17 protein-coding genes are annotated in these 17,066 nt (G+C 31.0%); 2 read left to right on the top strand and 15 right to left on the bottom strand.

Translation table 11 applies throughout. The annotated features are described in order from the left end of the window. Positions 1-58: 58 nt before the first annotated feature. The 9 genes from cobA to CD111_RS07205 form a co-directional block, all read right to left on the bottom strand. Complete coding sequence (gene cobA / locus CD111_RS07245) at positions 59-988, bottom strand: uroporphyrinogen-III C-methyltransferase (RefSeq protein WP_095085468.1); 930 nt, start codon at positions 986-988, stop codon at positions 59-61. After that, a complete protein-coding gene (gene nirD / locus CD111_RS07240; protein ID WP_095085465.1) occupies positions 979-1,293 on the bottom strand; it encodes a nitrite reductase small subunit NirD in 315 nt (104 codons plus the stop codon). The genes cobA and nirD overlap by 10 nt, the downstream gene beginning before the upstream one ends. A gap of 4 nt (positions 1,294-1,297) precedes the next feature. Beyond that, complete coding sequence (gene nirB / locus CD111_RS07235; RefSeq protein WP_095085463.1) at positions 1,298-3,703, bottom strand: nitrite reductase large subunit NirB; 2,406 nt, start codon at positions 3,701-3,703, stop codon at positions 1,298-1,300. Then, positions 3,703-4,146 (bottom strand): precorrin-2 dehydrogenase/sirohydrochlorin ferrochelatase family protein, encoded by a 444-nt coding sequence (locus tag CD111_RS07230; protein WP_095085462.1) that lies wholly within the window; start codon positions 4,144-4,146, stop codon positions 3,703-3,705. The genes nirB and CD111_RS07230 overlap by 1 nt, the downstream gene beginning before the upstream one ends. After that, positions 4,139-4,849 (bottom strand): sirohydrochlorin chelatase, encoded by a 711-nt coding sequence (locus tag CD111_RS07225; protein WP_095085460.1) that lies wholly within the window; start codon positions 4,847-4,849, stop codon positions 4,139-4,141. The genes CD111_RS07230 and CD111_RS07225 overlap by 8 nt, the downstream gene beginning before the upstream one ends. A 216-nt stretch (positions 4,850-5,065) precedes the next feature. Then, positions 5,066-6,319 carry an aminoacyltransferase gene (locus CD111_RS07220; RefSeq protein WP_095085459.1) on the bottom strand — a complete coding sequence of 418 codons (1,254 nt, stop codon included), beginning with the start codon at positions 6,317-6,319 and terminating at the stop codon, positions 5,066-5,068. 184 nt (positions 6,320-6,503) lie between these two features. Further along, the gene (locus CD111_RS07215; RefSeq protein ID WP_095085457.1) at positions 6,504-7,679 is read right to left on the bottom strand and encodes an ABC transporter permease; all 1,176 of its coding nucleotides are present in this window, start codon (positions 7,677-7,679) and stop codon (positions 6,504-6,506) included. Beyond that, positions 7,676-8,356, bottom strand: a complete 681-nt coding sequence (locus CD111_RS07210) for an ABC transporter ATP-binding protein (protein ID WP_095085456.1) — start codon at positions 8,354-8,356, stop codon at positions 7,676-7,678. The genes CD111_RS07215 and CD111_RS07210 overlap by 4 nt, the downstream gene beginning before the upstream one ends. Continuing rightward, positions 8,353-9,354: an efflux RND transporter periplasmic adaptor subunit gene (locus CD111_RS07205; RefSeq protein WP_095085454.1), complete on the bottom strand. Its 1,002-nt coding sequence runs from the start codon at positions 9,352-9,354 to the stop codon at positions 8,353-8,355. Before CD111_RS07205 ends, CD111_RS07210 begins: the two co-directional genes overlap by 4 nt. A gap of 226 nt (positions 9,355-9,580) precedes the next feature. On the opposite strand from CD111_RS07205, the gene CD111_RS07200 reads away from it, so the two are divergent. Then, a complete protein-coding gene (locus tag CD111_RS07200; RefSeq protein ID WP_095085452.1) occupies positions 9,581-10,189 on the top strand; it encodes a hypothetical protein in 609 nt (202 codons plus the stop codon). A gap of 80 nt (positions 10,190-10,269) precedes the next feature. On the opposite strand, the gene CD111_RS07195 is transcribed toward CD111_RS07200, so the two are convergent. From CD111_RS07195 to CD111_RS07175, 5 genes are all read right to left on the bottom strand, one after another. Beyond that, positions 10,270-10,785, bottom strand: coding sequence for a YfiT family bacillithiol transferase (locus CD111_RS07195; RefSeq protein ID WP_095085451.1), 516 nt, complete (start codon positions 10,783-10,785; stop codon positions 10,270-10,272). A 95-nt stretch (positions 10,786-10,880) separates the two neighbouring features. Next, positions 10,881-11,645: a 2,4-dienoyl-CoA reductase gene (gene fadH, locus CD111_RS07190; RefSeq protein ID WP_095085447.1), complete on the bottom strand. Its 765-nt coding sequence runs from the start codon at positions 11,643-11,645 to the stop codon at positions 10,881-10,883. A 199-nt stretch (positions 11,646-11,844) separates the two neighbouring features. After that, a complete protein-coding gene (locus CD111_RS07185; RefSeq protein ID WP_095085444.1) occupies positions 11,845-12,582 on the bottom strand; it encodes an ABC transporter permease in 738 nt (245 codons plus the stop codon). Beyond that, positions 12,560-13,306 carry an ATP-binding cassette domain-containing protein gene (locus tag CD111_RS07180; protein ID WP_095085443.1) on the bottom strand — a complete coding sequence of 249 codons (747 nt, stop codon included), beginning with the start codon at positions 13,304-13,306 and terminating at the stop codon, positions 12,560-12,562. The genes CD111_RS07185 and CD111_RS07180 overlap by 23 nt, the downstream gene beginning before the upstream one ends. 298 nt (positions 13,307-13,604) lie before the next feature. After that, positions 13,605-14,351, bottom strand: a complete 747-nt coding sequence (locus tag CD111_RS07175) for a glycerophosphoryl diester phosphodiesterase (protein ID WP_095085441.1) — start codon at positions 14,349-14,351, stop codon at positions 13,605-13,607. 306 nt (positions 14,352-14,657) lie between these two features. Between CD111_RS07175 and brnQ the strand changes: the two genes are divergently transcribed. Beyond that, positions 14,658-16,022: a branched-chain amino acid transport system II carrier protein gene (gene brnQ / locus CD111_RS07170; RefSeq protein ID WP_095090045.1), complete on the top strand. Its 1,365-nt coding sequence runs from the start codon at positions 14,658-14,660 to the stop codon at positions 16,020-16,022. A 149-nt stretch (positions 16,023-16,171) separates the two neighbouring features. Here the strand turns inward: brnQ and CD111_RS07165 are convergent. Further along, a partial coding sequence (locus CD111_RS07165) for a hypothetical protein (RefSeq protein WP_206124225.1) occupies positions 16,172-17,066 on the bottom strand: 895 nt, incomplete at its 5' end.

Raw genomic sequence — 17,066 nt, 5'->3', positions numbered from 1 at the left:
ATCCTACAAAGTATACACTCATCATGTTACTTTGTAGGACTTTTTTAATTTATAGGATTTATACCTCTACCACTTCATCAAAAATAGTATGTTCTATTATACTTTGTTCGAATTGTAGTCGTGAGTTGCTCTGTTCCTCGTATTCCGTACTTATAAAACTCCATATTCCTTGATCATAAAGCGACCATGCTTTTTCTAATGCTTCTTGATAATGACCTTTAACTAAGATTTTCTCGCCAAATCTAGGTAGTTTTTCAAACCAAGATGCCCTATCTGAATTTACAATTTCTCCGATTAATATTAATGCTGGTGATTGTTTATCAATCTCCCTTATCATACTTTCAATAGTAAGAATATTCCCTTTGTATGTTTGTTGTGAAGCTAATGATACGTTTGATATAACAGCTATTTCATATGTTTGATCTGTTTGAGATTTGATTTCCGATATTAAATGAGGTAATCGCTTCAAGCCCATATAAACAGCTATTGTCCCACCGTCTAGTAATGATTGTATCTTTAAAGGTTCTTCTTTATCTTTCTGAAAGTGACCTGTTACAAAAGTTATTTGATTGGCTGTTCCTCTTCTTGTTAACCCATGACTTTGGTATGAAGCTGCTGCACTAGCAGTTGTAATACCTGGTACAATTTCATATGAAATATCATGGTTTTCTAGCACTTCTATTTCTTCATCTACTCTTCCAAATATGGCTGGGTCGCCGCCTTTTAATCTTACAATCACTTTGTTTGTTTTTCCATATTGAACAATAAGTTTGTTGATTTCATCTTGTTTAATTTGTTTATGATAAGGTGTTTTACCAACATTAATTAAATCCGCATTAGGATGTGATAATTGGATGATAAATGGGTTTACAAGACGGTCATATAATATGACATCTGCAGTTTTTATTAATTGTTCTGCCCTTCTTGTTATGAGTCGTGGATCACCTGGACCGACACCTACTAAATATACTTTGTTCATTACAGGCATAAGTAGACTTCTCCATTCACCACTTCTGTTTCGTACGCTTTTACACACCCTGTATCTGGTGCTTGTACTTCACCAGTATTTAAATCTATTTTTCTATCGTGTAGCGGGCAATACACATATTCTCCACTAACTGTTCCTTCAGAAAGTGGGCCTTGCTTATGCGGGCAGAGATTGTGAATTGCTTTTACTTTTCCTGATTCAAGCAAAAATACACCGACTTCTGTATCATTGACTATGACTTTTTTGCCTATTAATGGTACTAACTCATCTAAATTTGCGATTTTGATTTTTTCTGCAGATTTCATACAATTACACCCTCTCTACATTGAATATTTTTCTTGCTTGTTTATCATTTGTAATTTGTTGCCATGGTTCTTTGCTCACTGCTTCTTTAGCTTCCATAATACGATTATATAAAGTATCTTGTTGTTCTTGATCTAAGAGTACATCCTTAACTTGTTCAAAGCCCATTCGTTTTAACCATGGTGCTGTTCTTTCAGCATATATACCTGTTTCTCTGTAATATTGCATGAATGCACCGCATAGTTTAACTACTTCGTCTTCTGTTTGTACAGTCGTTAAATGTGTTGCCGCTTCAACTTCAGTACCACCATTTCCACCAATATAAATTTGGAATCCATTCTCCACACCTATTACACCAAAATCTTTAACTCCTGATTCAACGCAACTTCTCGGACAACCTGAGACTCCCATTTTAAATTTGTGTGGTGTATCAATATATTCAAATGTCTTTTCAAGTCTAATACCTAGTTTTGTCGTATATTGTGTACCGAAACGACAAAATTCTTTTCCAACACAGCTTTTCACACTTCTCGTCTTCTTACCGTATGCTGATGCTGAACGCATTCCTAAATCTTCCCAAACTTCTGGTAATTCTTCTTTCTTCAATCCATATAAACCTATACGTTGTGCACCCGTAATTTTAACAAGTGGCACATTGTATTTTTTAGCTACTTCTCCAAGTTTAATCAATTGGTCTGCGTCTGTAACGCCACCTTGCATTTGTGGAATAACAGAGAATGTACCGTCTTTTTGAATATTTGCATGATATCTCTCATTTGCAAATCTAGATTCTTTTTCATCTTGATGGTCTTTAGGGTAAACCATATTTAAATAGTAATTAATTGCTGGTCGACATTTCGGACAGCCATTTTTATCATCAAAATCTAAGACATGTCTTACTTCTTTAGATGTCTTTAATCCTTTAGCTCTAATTTGAGTAACAATTTGATCACGTGATAATGACGTACATGCACAAATACCTTCAGGCTTACTGTTCTCAAAGTCATCTCCAAGTGTATGTTGCAATAATTCTAAGATTTGACCTTTACATTTACCACATGAATTTCCCGCTTTCGTCATCTTTGTTACTTCTTGTACAGAAGTGAGTCCTTCATCTTTAATTGCTTGCACAATCGTACCTTTAGAAATACCGTTACAACCGCAAATCGTCTCATTATCATCCATAGCACTTACATCTAATGCATCTACTTCCCCAGCTTTATGAAGTAAAGATACGAGTGTATATTCTTCAATCGTTTCTTGTTTTTTCATCATATTATAATAACGATTACCTTCAGCCGTATCACCATATAATACCGCACCAACTATACGGTTATTTTCTACAAATATTTTTTTATAAATATTATCTACGCTATTGAATGTTTCAATGCCTTTAATATTTTCGCTTGTATGAATCTTACCGGCACTAAACAAATCACAACCGGAAACTTTTAATGAAGTAAATGTTGTTGAACCTTTATATCCTTCAGTTTCTTGACCTGTTAAATAGTCAGCAAGTACTTTACCTTGTTCGTATAAAGGCGCAACTAGTCCGTATACTTTAGAATTATGTTCACAACATTCCCCAACTGCAAATATATGTTCATCGCTCGTTCTCATATAGTCATCAACTATAATACCTCTACCAATTTCTAAACCTGCAGCACGCGCTTCTTTCGTGATAGGTCGAATACCAACTGCCATTACTACCATATCTGTTTCTAAAATACGTCCGTCAGACAATTGAATACCTTCTACCTTTTCTTCACCTATAATTTCTTGTGTATTTGCTTGTAATTCAAATTTCATACCTTGCGCTATTAAATCATCTTTAAGTAATTGACCTGCTTTTCTATCTAGTTGCATTTCCATGAGCCATTCTGCTAAATGTACAACTGTTACTTCCATGCCTTGGTCCAACAAACCTCTTGCACACTCTAATCCAAGTAAACCTCCACCAATAACGACGGCTTTCTTTTTCGTTTTAGCCATCTCAATCATTTTCTTTGTATCTTCAATCGTTCTCCAACCAATAACACCTTCTAAACGAGAACCATTTATAGGAAGAATAAATGAATTAGAACCTGTTGCGATAATACATTTATCATAAGAAACGACTTTGCCCTCTTTTGTTTCAACAAACTTTTCTTCTTTATTAATCTTAACGACTTGATCACCCGTTATTAAATGAATCCCATTATCTTTATACCAATCATAAGGATTCATAATCGTTTCTTCTATGGTCATTTTTTTCTGTAATATATTTGATAACATGATTCTATTGTAATTCGGATATGGTTCTTTACCTATTATTGTTATTTCGAATTTATTTGGGTCTCTTGATATAATTTCTTCAATTGTTCTTATACCTGCCATGCCGTTTCCAACCATGACTAATCGCTCTTTACTCATTAATGTTCCTCCTCTAAAAATGTTTGTAACTTTCTATAAATCGCCTTCGTTTGCCCAATATCTTTACCAGCAGAACTAATGCTGATATCGCATTCCTTATATTTAAATGTCTTCATATTATAAAAATCAGATTGAGATTTATCTCCGGTATGATTGACTAACTGTGATGATGACGTATGTTGTCTAACTAAATCGTTTACTTCACGACTATTTGTTGTGATAAATACTATATCAGCACCTTCAATATCTCCATATTCGTAACACTTCTTTATTAATTTAAGCCGTTTATCACGTTCAACTTTAAAGGCTTCACCAAATTGAGGGCTTATCACTTCAATCGTGACGTTCTCATTTTTAAGAGACATATATTTCCGGTAAGCAATTTTACCGCCTCCAATAATCACGACATGGCAACCATCAATATTTAACTGTATGTTATACATTGGTTAATACCTTCAAACTGTTCAAATTATCTATTACAGCTCTTTCCATCCCTATATCAAAATTAATTGCCGGCGTGTATATTATTTCAGTATTTAAATTCATCATCTTGATGTTTTGTTTCGTTTTATTTACTAAAAATCCATCAAACATAAAATATGGAACAATTAATAACTTATCGTGACATTTTGTTAATTTTTGTAGATGGGTTTTATAAGTTAAATCTCCATAAATCGTGAGTGGATATACGTGTTCTTGAATTTGATTACATATGTTTTTAAGTGCAATATCGGGATACTTATAAGTCGAACTGCCGTGTGCTAATAACACAATTGCCATATCTTCCTCTTTGTATTTATCGATTTTAAATTTTAACTGTTGAATCATCTCATGATGTGTTCCAATTGGTTTAGAAATGTAAATTTCGATTTCATTGTGACGATTTTTATAAGTTTCAATCACCCCATGAATATCTTCCAAATAATGACGTGCCTCAAATAATATTATTGGAATAACATAAAAATATTTATATCCTTTAGCTATAAGCGACGACATCGTTTGTTCCAAATTTTCTGTATTACTTTCTAAGAAAGCAACGACATATTCTTCACTAATCCAATCAAATGTACGAGAAATAAATGATTTTAATTCTTTATTAATCTCACCTGTTCTCATGCCATGTACGACAAAAATCACCTTAAACATCACATCATCCCTTTCAATATATATTATATATTTATTTGTGATTCATTTCACAAATATGGAGGTAATTCAGTATTATCCCTTATAAGATTAAGGGATTCCCCTAGTGATAAATAGAGAATAAACAATCTAAGGCGCTTGTGGATATAGTCTTGCGCCTTAGAACATAAAAAAATACCCTGTGACAATATGTCTCAGGATACTTCTTTTATAAATGCTTTATCTTTCTTTTATTTTTTGTAATATGTTATTTACTGCAAACCAGTTTTTCTTTATTGGTTTAATAAAATCACCTATATACTCTTCTACTTCTGCATTGAATCCTTTCTTAAACTGTTGGACTCCATAATCTTCTGCTGTGTCGTTAAAGTCTCCCGTAACACCATAGAAATTGTATCTATCAATGCCTCTTTCTTTACTGAATTTAATCATTTCCCATTGAAGTTTATATGCACCCATAAATTCATTATATTTCGGATTTGAACCGCTAGATAAATAATACATTTCATAATCATTATAAATATATAGAGCAGCTGCCAAATCAATGACTTCACCGTCTGTACTGATAAGATTTTTAACTTTATCTATTCTTTTAGCTGTACTATCATATCTTTGTTTTACATTTTGCATTAACGTTTTTTGTTTTTTAGAATTAGGATTCTCTTGTAGATTTTTCTCTATGCAAGACATTTCGTCTGATAGTGATGTTTGTTGATTCTTTAATTGATTTAAGTAGTTTGTTAAATTAATCGTGGCTACCTTCAATACAGAATTATCATGGTATATAGCTTGCATTTCTTTAAAATAATCTATCCCTCTAAATGAGAATCCATGTTTTTCTTCTGCCATTTTAAACAAATTAAAAAATCTATCTGTTTCTTCAATCTTAAGCGTATTAACTTGTACACCCATTTCATCAGTCTTCTTAATATTTCGTCTTGTTTGGTAGTTCAATTCTTTTAATAATGTTTGTTCTGATTTGTCCTTTAAATCTAATACTGACAACCATCTTATTTGACTCATTGGTTGATAACCTACTGAATATCCTTGATGTTTATAACCTTGTTCTTCTAACATTTCGATTAATTTTTGGTGTTCATATTCATTAATCTTATTTCCATCTGCCTCATACTTATTGATAACGATATATGGATCGACAAGCACATACAGGCACCTTTGTTTCTTTAAATATTTCGTTAAATTTTTAAAGAAAAAGCTAACTAATTCTTCGTTATTAAAGTCTAAAACGGGTCCACGATGTGTGTAAAAATATTTAAAAAACTTCATTGACCTTGCTTCTGTTAACAGTGTTGCAGCTATTACTTCATTTTGTTCGTTTTTAACCCCGACAATATGTACGTCTTTCTTGAATTTATTTCTGTATGCATAATGATTCTTACTTTGTGTGTAATGTGAAAAATTCCGCTTTATAAAGCCGTCAAATTCTTCTTCTGTTAATGTTAAGAAATACATTTCTCTTCCCCTTTTGCTAAATATTGTAAATACTTAATATAAGAATATAACAATTTATAACAACTTACAATATATGGTTTAAAAGAAATAATATGTAAACAATTTCTTTTCCACTCAAAAAAACACCCTCTCACAACTCATGTCGTAAAAGGGCGTTTGTTACTGAGTATTATTATTTAAATTGCTACTTTATAATATCTATAAGTTCTTTCTTCGCTGCAGCTCTTGCTGGTATCCAACCGAATACGATACCAATCAATGTTGAAACGCCTACTGCTATGATTAAGGACGTCACACTGACGACACTTCTAATATAATCAGGTGTTAAGGCATCTACAATTGTTGCAATCAATATACCAAATATTAAACCTATAATTCCGCCTATAACACATAAGACAACACTTTCTATTAAAAATTGTACTTCTATATCTCTAGCTTTTGCGCCAAACGCACGTCTAATCGCAATCTCTTCCGTACGTTCCGTAACAGATATAAACATGACATTCATAACGCCAATTCCAGCAATAAACAACGATATACCTGCTACTGCAGCAACAAAGTAAGTAATACCGTCAAATATATTTGTAATATTCTTCATAATAGATTCCATATCAGTATAACTATACTTACCTTCTCCAGCTCCAGTCCCTTGTTTATTCAACTTGTCTGCAACTTTATTGGCAACATCTTTCTTATTTGTTCCATCCTTTAATGTTAATTGTAGTGATGGGTATCCTTGACTTAAATTCCCCATATATTGATTAAACGTCTTTGTTGGCATATTAACAGAAGATGGAGTCTTGGAATCATTGACGATACCGACAACCTCAAATCCTTGTTCATCTATGAACAACGTTTTTCCAATAGCATCATTATTGAAAATTTCTTTGGCAATTTTGTTATCTACTGTTACAACTTTATGACGTAATTCGTTATCATCTTCATCAAAGCCTTTTCCTTTTTCAGGATTAGTTAATGTTTCAGATTTAAATATACTGATATCAGATTGCTTCTTTGCATTCGTCATCTTTGCTTGATATCCTTGATCATCCGATTCTTTGACCTTTGCACTCAATACACCTTTAACTTGTTTCGCTATATCAATATCTTGTTTAGTGAATGGATTCTTCTTAACGGCCTCTCCTGTACCTGTAATGTAATCAACAGTTGCTGCATTCTTACCTGCTCCTGTATCTTCAAATTGTTCAGCTGCTGATTGCTTAAAACCATTACCTAATGACATAATCGTTATAACTGCCGCGATACCGATAATAATACCAATCATCGTAAAGATATTGCGTCGTTTATTTTTTAATATAGATTTAAAAGAAATCACAATAATATTATTTAAATTCTTCATTCGAGCACCTCTTCTCGCTGTACTCTTCCATCTAATATATGAATGATACGGTCTGCTTTATCTGCAACTTTACGGTCATGTGTGACTAATATCATGGTTGTTTTATGTTCTTTATTTAATTTAATAAATAAATCCATTATATCTTTAGATGTTTTTGAATCAAGTGCACCTGTTGGTTCATCAGCAATTATAAATTTAGGATTATTGATAATGGCTCGTGCAATTGCAACACGTTGTTGTTGACCACCTGATAATTTATTAGGTACTAAGTTTTCTTTGTCATAAAGACCAACTTCATGTAAAGTTTCAATGACTTTTTCTTTTCTTTCTTGTGAACTAAGCCCTGCATACACTAATGGAATGCTTACATTTTCTAATATCGTATTGTTTTGAATCAATTTGAAATTTTGAAATACAAATCCTACTGTTTTATTTCTAATGTCGGAAAGTTGATTATCCGAGCTTTTCTTAAAATTTTCGCCTTTAAACAAATAATCGCCTTTATAGCCTCTATCAATAAAACCTAATATATTAATTAATGTACTCTTCCCAGAACCTGAAGGACCCATAATCGCGATAAATTCGCCTTCTTTAATCTTTATATTAATATCTTTCAAAATATGGTTCTCTTCATTACCATTCTTGAAGTGTCTATTAATATCTACAAGTTCTATCATGACGACACCTCAACTTTGTCTCCATTGTTCATATTTTTTTTAGGATGTTTAATGAGTTTTTCACCTTTTTTCAATCCATCTTTTACGATTATCTCACCGTTTACTTTGTCTATTTTGATGTGGCGTTTTTCAATTTTATTGTCTTTACCTACTACAAATACATGATTATCTTTTGCTAATACTGACTTAGGTATTTTAATCGTATCTACTGGTACTTTAACCTCCATAGAATAACCAGATCGAACAGGTATATCAATATCATTTATCACGATTGTGTACTTAGAAGATTCATCACTGTTGCCACTACTAGGGTCGTTTATAACATTTGATGATGGCGCTTCGCCACCTTCTCCGCCACTCGCTTTACTACCTGCATCTTCAAAGCTTTTAGGAAGTTCTGATATTTTAGCGATTTTCCCTTTGGCAGTTTCTCCTGTACTTGTAATGCTCAAATCAACATCATTTCCTTCTTTAATTTTACTTACATCAAATTCAGAAATTGTTGCTTTCACTTGAAGTTCTTTAGATATTAATTGAAGAATTGGTTCTCCAGCAGATACATCATTTTTATTTTTGATGTCTACTTTCCCATCAAATGATGCATATATACTGTCATATACAGTGCGATCATACTTATTTAATTCTTGTTGTGCCTCAGCTTTTGCGTATGCATCTTCAGTAGCATTCAATTTATCTAATAATTGTTTTCTCTTGTTGTTATTAATATCATAGTTAATGAGTGGTTCTCCTTGCTTAACAGTTTGACCATCATTAACCGACGTACTTATGTATGAACCTATTTGATCATTATTGTTATACATTTTAATTGATTTAGGTGTTGCTTTACCTTCTAAATTAATCGGATTTTCTTTCTTTACTTCATATGTATCATAACCGTTTTTATCTTTATCTCCACTATTACTTTGCCTTAATATAAAGGCGATAGAAATTAATACAACGATTACAATGACTGCAATGATCCAAGTCAACTTCTTCAATTGTTAAACACTCCCTAATTATCTTATTATTTAAATATTACTTTAGTTTGAATTTTACCATAATTTAACATCACATTACAGAATATATACTATGTAATTATAATCAAAACTAATATTCGCTTATATTAATTGGTAAGTTATATTTTTAAAAGATATAAACTATAGAAAATACATTGCAATTAATGGTATAATTTGGATAAATATGACATTTATAGGAGGCAACATGATGCAATCATCTAATTTACCATTTATGCAGCATTTCGAAAGTTTAAGAATAAATCCGAAGTATGGTTTGAAATTAATTCTTGTTATTATTCTCGCTATGCTAACCACCACATTGTATAACTTAATAATAGACCCTTTAGTGATTTACAAAGATTTGGGGTTATCTTCTAAAGAAATTATGGACTTACACGAAACATCTAAGAAGTATTCATTAATAGCTGTACCTTTTATTACACTTTTCATGATAGCTTTTTCTTTCTTAATCGTTCTTATTGTTTCAAAAATCATGAAATCTGATGCAACTCAGAAAATGATATTTTCAGCAACATTAAGTCATATGCTTATAACGTCTATCTTAACATTTGTTATTTATTTCATACAATATGTCGCAGGAATAGCGCTTACTGATTATGATATTTCAAGCCTAAATATCTTTGATAAAGGAAATAAGGTACTTGCCGCGTTTAATTTACAAACGATTTTCAGTGCTTATGTATTCGGCGTTCTACTTTATGCTACTTGTAAATTAACAAAGAAAGCTTCTATTATATGGGCAGTCGTATTCTTTGTACTCTTTACATCTTTCGATTTAATAAGTTCTATGTTTTAATAAAATAAAACTCGAACGTGTTACTAGAAATTTCCTAGTCATGCGTTCGAGTTTTTCAAATTATATCATCGTATTATCAACTATTCTTGAGCTAATGCTAATTTAATATGTGCCAAATGATGTTCTTCATGCCAAGAAAGTTTAGCAAGTTTGAATGCAACTGTTACTTCTCCATTCTCTACATGTGTGAATTTACGTTTCAAATCACTTTCATCTAATTCTCTTCCTATAGCAACGATATGCTCATTGATACCTTCAATCATTCTTATAGATGCTTCTATCGGTAATTTATTATCTGGCGTATTAATCCATTTTTCTTGATCAAATGCTGGTACTGTAGGTTTGCTATCATCTGTTAAAGCAAGTTTAAGCCTTTGATACATATTTAACTGACAATCAGCAATATGATGTACTAATTGCCTAACATCCCAACTACCTTCTCGATATTTGCTATTTAAAGCTTCTGAAGATAAACCATCTACTGTTTTTCGTAATTTATTAGCGTAATTACCAATCTCATTTAACCATTGCTGAATATGATCCATCGTGACAGGTTCTGGCATTTGTAATTCTCCAATTGGAAGCTTAACATCCATGTTTATCACCTCTAAAGTTTTTTAAATCAAATAAACCAACTTCTCATCACTAATATAAATTCACGTTTTCAATATAAATAAACATTCAAAGAAGGCTAGAATGGTTTTTTGTTCAGCCATTGACCACCATCCATTGTAATAACTTCTCCGTTTATATAATCCGCATCTGAAGAGAATAAGAATCGTGCTAATCCTGCTATTTCTTCAGGTTGACCAGTTCTTCCAAGTGGGACACTATCCACTGTTCGCTGACGCGCTTCTTCTGACAATGTTAGCTTTTGAGCACCTCCCGTATTCTCAATAGGACCTGGTGCTATCGCATTAACAGTAATGCCGTATTTACTTCCCCATTCAACTGCCAATGTCCTCGTCATAGAAAGAACTCCTGCTTTAGCACTGGCAGAATGTATAACACCTTCACCAGCTAACCAAGAATATGTCGCAACCATATTAATGATGCGACCTTTTTGACCATTTTTAATCCATTGTTTACCTACTGCTTGCGTACAATACCAAGTTCCATTTAACACAATATCAATAACAGAATTCCATCCATTTATAGATAAATCTTCAGCAGCGCAAATAAAATTACCAGCAGCATTATTGACTAATCCATCTATTTGACCAAAAGTCTTAATAGCCTCATCAACTGTATATTGAACTCTCTCGGGATCACGAACATCCATATCTATAGTAAGTATTTGCCCATCATATTGTTCAATTTCTTCCTTTGCCACTTCTAATTTTTCCTTTGATCGACCCGTTATAACAACCTTTGCACCTTCCTGAGCAAATCGTTTAGCCATTGCTTTACCCATACCATTACTGCCACCAGTTACCATGATCACTTTATCTTTCATATATATTCTCCTTATAACTGTTATATTTGTATAATTACTCTTAAGTAAACGCTTACATTAAGTGTACAATAAGTTTAATCAAAGGACAATTTTATGGATTTATTTAATTTTTTAGTATAAAAAGACCTTAACTCTCCTGTATTGAAGTGTTAAGGTCTTTGAGATTTAAAGTTGTAAGTGATTCTGAGAAATATGTAATTTATTTAACTTCATTATTTACCCTACCTTTTGAAATAATAAATATTATGTTAGCAATTGTATAAATGGCCATGGCAATTAAGTGTTTATTATATGATAAAAAGTGTTCTATATCTGCCACTGATGTCATGACACTTAAAGACACTCTAAATGGTGAGTATAATGATATCTTATTCAGAAACGGTTTAGAATCATCAAACGGTATCACTAATCCCGAAAAGAATAAACAAATAAAAAACACTAATATACCTATCGTTTGAGCTGTTCTCGGTGATACAGGTAAAGTTGCAATATTATAGCCAATAGCAAAGAAATTAAATAGTATCACTATATATGCAGGAACATAAAATATATTAAACTTTAATGTTACTGGATATAGCCAATAGTTTAATAGGACAATAATGAAAGTTATAATTAAAGCTAACACAATCGAAGAAAACACATTGAGTATAAATTTATTAAAATTATTAATAGGTAATACTTGATCTCTTTTAGCGGCCATAGATATTCTTTTTTCTATTATTGTCATAACTAAACCCATTAAGCCCAAATTTCCTAACAGAAATACTATATTAAATAAAATAGACATATCATATCCCGACAAAATATCATTATATTTATACTTTCCAAATGCATCTCCATAAATAAACACTAAGATTATTGGTAAAGCAATACTAAAGAAGGAAGCAAATGGCTCTCTAATGTATGAAATCACTTCATTTTTTAATAAGGTCTTCATTCAATTGACCTCCTCTCCAAATCTCTAAGTATAAATCTTGTAAATCTTTAAATTCATAATTCATTTGATTCAGCTTTGTACTTATCTTTTTATGGTCACCTGACAAAATAAAATTTCCATCATACATAAAGATAAAATGATAATTATACTTTTGACATTCTAAAATATTATGTTCACTAAATAAGATTAAAGCCTGATTCTCTTCTACGTATGAATCAAGAAATGTTCTGAATTGGTGTCTAAGCTTTGTATCTATCCCCGTAAATGGCTCATCTAATATTACGTATTTAGGTTTATTTATAAATGCCAATGCCATTAACACTCTTCTACGTTCTCCACCACTTAGTGAATTTCCTATTTTATTTAGCAGTGGTGTTATATTAAAAGCGTCTATTATTTTTTCTGTCCATTCTTTATCCACTTTGTATAAATCAACATAAGCATATAACTCCTCTTTTACTTTTAATCTAGGTCTTAAAGAGTTCTCTTGAAATACTATACCTAGATTTTCCAAGACTTCTTCAGTCATGTTCTTTTGATTCCCAAAATAAATTTCACCCTGCTGTATTTTTTTCAGCCTTAGTATTAGTTCTATTAACGTCGTCTTCCCTGCTCCATTCTCACCTACAAGACAGTAAAGTTGACCAAGTTTAAATTCAAAGTTTAAATCCCGTATTATTTCTTTGTCCTTATAAGCAAATTTTAAATTTTTAACCTTTATCATAACGAACCTCCATTTCTATGCACGAAGAATTTAATATTTTTATCTTATAATTATATGCATCAAATATTCAAAATATATTATATACTATATTTATCCAATTGTGGAATAATATTACTATAACATACCATTAACATTAATTGTCTTATCAGAATCAATGTCTTCTAGAGATAGTTACGAACTATTTACAAACTTTCACCACTTACAAAATACAAAAAAAGGTTGTTAAAAACTCTCTAAACACAAAAGTTTTAACAACCTAATACATATTTAAATATATGATATATACTAATATCTTTTCCTATGCTTTTGAAAGATGTACCATCTTATCTGCATTATTTGTGAATATACCATCAACGCCCCAATTGGCTAATTGGTTTGCTCGTGTTGATTTATTAACCGTCCATACATTTAATTCATAGCCCGCTTCTTTTATTAATTTAACTTTCTCTTCTGTTAATTGTGCATCTTCTATGTTAAGTATTTCTGCTTCACAATAATCTAATAATGATTGCCAATCTCTTCTAAATGATGAAGCATGGAATATAAGTCCACGTCTATATTGAGGCATAATTTCAGAAGCTAATTTCACTAATATGACATTAAAGCTTGATATAACCACTTGCTGATCTTTATTTAAATTCTGTAATTTCTCACTTACTTGTTTCACCATGCTATGTGATAACGCGAGCCCGTTAGGTCCGGAAACACCTTTGAGTTCTACATTGATATTCATATCGAATGCATTGGCTAATTCAATTACTTCATCAAATGTAGGTAATTTTTCTTCTTTAAATTTCTCGCTATACCATGCACCTGTTGATGCAGATTTGATTTCATCATAATTAAATGTCGTTATTTCTCCAGACATATCTGTTGTACGCTCCAAGTCATCATCGTGAATAATGACTAATTGTTCATCTTTCGTAATCGCGACATCTAGCTCTAACCACTTTATTCCTTCTACTTCAGCAGCAGCTTTAAATGATGCTAATGTATTTTCTGGAGCTTTACTTGGCATTCCTCTATGTCCGTATATTGTAAACATATCTTTCACTCCTCGAATTTATAAATTTCATATATCATTATGGTGATTTACTATTAATACCTTAAAATAATACTATATAAACACATTTATAACATACTTGCTACAAGATACAAAAGAACTCCCATTCTTATCATAATCATTTATACAATACGGTAATTTTGTTCTTTATTTAAGATGTTAGTTCCGTTTTTACCTCCTACTATTGACTTTAGTACATGGAAAAATATAAGATAATTGATATGCCAAAGATAACATGTCTTTAGCTTTTTTTACATAAATTATAAATACAGAATGTGGGGCACTATAATCATGAAAAACAGATTAACGATTAAAGAAAACATTTATATAGGTTCCATGTTATTTGGGTTATTTTTCGGTGCTGGGAACTTAATTTTCCCTATACATCTTGGCCAATCAGCAGGAGCAAATGTCTTAACTGCAAATTTAGGTTTTTTAATTACAGCAATTGGCTTACCCTTCTTAGGTATCATTGCAATTGGTGTATCCAAAACAAATGGACTATTTGAAATATCTACTCGGGTTAACAAGACATATGCATACATATTTACTATTGCCTTATACTTAGTTATTGGTCCCTTCTTTGCGCTGCCAAGGTTGGCCACAACTTCATTTGAAATAGCTTTTTCACCATTTATTTTCGGCAAATCAGCAACATTATTCTTATCAGTTTTTAGTATATTGTTCTTTCTAGTTGCTTGGTTCTTTGCAAGAAAACCATCCAAAATTTTAGACTATATTGGTAAATTTCTAAATCCTATTTTCTTAATATTATTAGGGTTAATTATTCTGTTAGCATTTATCAATCCAATTGGTAATATTTCAGATGCCACAATTGATCCTCAATATAAAGACAGTTCATTACTCAAAGGGTTTATTGATGGTTATAATACGCTAGACGCTTTAGCATCACTAGCATTCGGTATTATTATTGTATCTACGATTAAGAAATTAGGCATTACAAACCCAAATGAAATAGCGAAAGAAACTGTAAAATCAGGAACAATCAGCATTGTTTTAATGGGTGTTATCTACAGTCTCTTAGCAGTCATGGGTACGATGAGTTTAGGTCATTTCAAAGTTAGCGAAAATGGTGGTATTGCACTAGCTCAAATAGCAAAATATTACTTAGGTGATTATGGAATCATACTATTATCATTAATTATTATTGTTGCTTGTTTGAAAACAGCAATCGGACTTATCACTGCATTTTCAGAAACATTTACAGAATTATTCCCAAAACAAAATTATTTAATGTTTGCGACGGTAGTCAGTATCATTTCATGCGTTTTTGCAAATGTCGGTTTAACTAAAATTATAGAATATTCAACACCAGTGTTAATGTTTCTATATCCATTAGCAATTACACTTATATTATTAACTTTGGTTAGTACAACCTTTAACCATTCAAAAATCGTTTATCAGTTTACAACATACTTTACAATGATTGCATCCTTTTTAGATGGTATTAAAGCTAGTCCCGATTTTATTGTAAATACAAAATTCTCAGAAGTTGTACTTACTTTCGGAGAAAAATGTTTGCCATTCTTCACTATTGGGATGGGATGGGTTCTACCATCTATAATAGGATTCATAATTGGATTTATTATATACAAGATTAAACACACACGACAACCTCATACAGTATCGTAAACAATAACGATCAATGTCCTCCTTAGATGATAACAGGGAACATTGATCGTTATTTTTAATTATTTGGTAATGACCCCAGCAAAGCTTAGATATGTTGGGATTAATCAAAATGTGATGAATGAAGTTATTCGTAATGTAATAAGTCATAATTAAACTTTAACTGAAAAATCAGTGTTCAATGTAATATTTTCTACGTGATTAATAAAAGTATTGATATTTTCATTAATCGCATAAATATATTTGTAATTATATAACGGACTAAATGGATTTATATTAGAAGAAACTATTTCTATCATTTCTTCTATATCGTCATATCCCCACTTATCAAAAAATTTGTTTATATTACCTTCTAAAGTATATTTCTCATAATCCAAACTTAATGAATTACAAATATATATATGAATATGATTGAATATAAAGTTAATATATAAAATTTTAAAAATATCATCTTCTTTAAAGAAAGTTAGCATCTCCATGTGGTGTTTGAAAACAAACTTTTCATGTCTGTACATATCCTCTTGACCCATAAAATAAAAGACAGCGTGAAATAATTCATGAATAAGCATATTATAGTTACTAGTCGTTCCATCTAAACAATTAAAAATAAATATGCTATTATTATTTTTAATTGTTAGAGAAGAATCATTTATATATTTATTTCTATATGTATAAATATATTCGTTTTCGATTGTGTTTTTTAGAGAATTATAAATATTCTTAGTGAAGTTAACTCTCACATACTCTAATACTTTGTCAAATATATGTTTTTTTATATATTCTATATTTTCATTTATCAAGACATATTCGTTAGATTCTAGATGTGACTTATTCTTTACAAAAAAGGATAAATTAGATTCATTATTAGAATTCTCTATTATGTACTCATATTGTTTTTTATCTAATTTTGGTTTTTTAATAATATTATTTATAAAGAAGTTTTCATTAGTTATTTCTTCAATCCATCTTTCAGATTCCTTACCTAAATCTTCTTTAATATTATAAATCAATTCTTTAATTTTGTTATTTGAACTCTTGTTATATAAA

Source organism: Mammaliicoccus stepanovicii (genome assembly GCF_002902525.1).
In the GTDB taxonomy this organism is placed as follows: Bacteria; Bacillota; Bacilli; order Staphylococcales; family Staphylococcaceae; genus Mammaliicoccus; species Mammaliicoccus stepanovicii.
Note: the sequence above shows the minus strand (reverse complement) of the source record. Positions and strands in the feature narration are given on the sequence as shown.

Coding starts and splice junctions, on each gene's coding strand:
- cobA (WP_095085468.1), bottom strand. CDS start 988: ATGCCTGTAATGAACAAAGTATATTTAGTAGGTGTCGGTCCAGGTGAT.
- nirD (WP_095085465.1), bottom strand. CDS start 1,293: ATGAAATCTGCAGAAAAAATCAAAATCGCAAATTTAGATGAGTTAGTA.
- nirB (WP_095085463.1), bottom strand. CDS start 3,703: ATGAGTAAAGAGCGATTAGTCATGGTTGGAAACGGCATGGCAGGTATA.
- CD111_RS07230 (WP_095085462.1), bottom strand. CDS start 4,146: ATGTATAACATACAGTTAAATATTGATGGTTGCCATGTCGTGATTATT.
- CD111_RS07225 (WP_095085460.1), bottom strand. CDS start 4,849: ATGTTTAAGGTGATTTTTGTCGTACATGGCATGAGAACAGGTGAGATT.
- CD111_RS07220 (WP_095085459.1), bottom strand. CDS start 6,319: ATGTATTTCTTAACATTAACAGAAGAAGAATTTGACGGCTTTATAAAG.
- CD111_RS07215 (WP_095085457.1), bottom strand. CDS start 7,679: ATGAAGAATTTAAATAATATTATTGTGATTTCTTTTAAATCTATATTA.
- CD111_RS07210 (WP_095085456.1), bottom strand. CDS start 8,356: ATGATAGAACTTGTAGATATTAATAGACACTTCAAGAATGGTAATGAA.
- CD111_RS07200 (WP_095085452.1), top strand. CDS start 9,581: ATGCAATCATCTAATTTACCATTTATGCAGCATTTCGAAAGTTTAAGA.
- CD111_RS07195 (WP_095085451.1), bottom strand. CDS start 10,785: ATGGATGTTAAGCTTCCAATTGGAGAATTACAAATGCCAGAACCTGTC.
- fadH (WP_095085447.1), bottom strand. CDS start 11,645: ATGAAAGATAAAGTGATCATGGTAACTGGTGGCAGTAATGGTATGGGT.
- CD111_RS07185 (WP_095085444.1), bottom strand. CDS start 12,582: ATGAAGACCTTATTAAAAAATGAAGTGATTTCATACATTAGAGAGCCA.
- CD111_RS07180 (WP_095085443.1), bottom strand. CDS start 13,306: ATGATAAAGGTTAAAAATTTAAAATTTGCTTATAAGGACAAAGAAATA.
- CD111_RS07175 (WP_095085441.1), bottom strand. CDS start 14,351: ATGTTTACAATATACGGACATAGAGGAATGCCAAGTAAAGCTCCAGAA.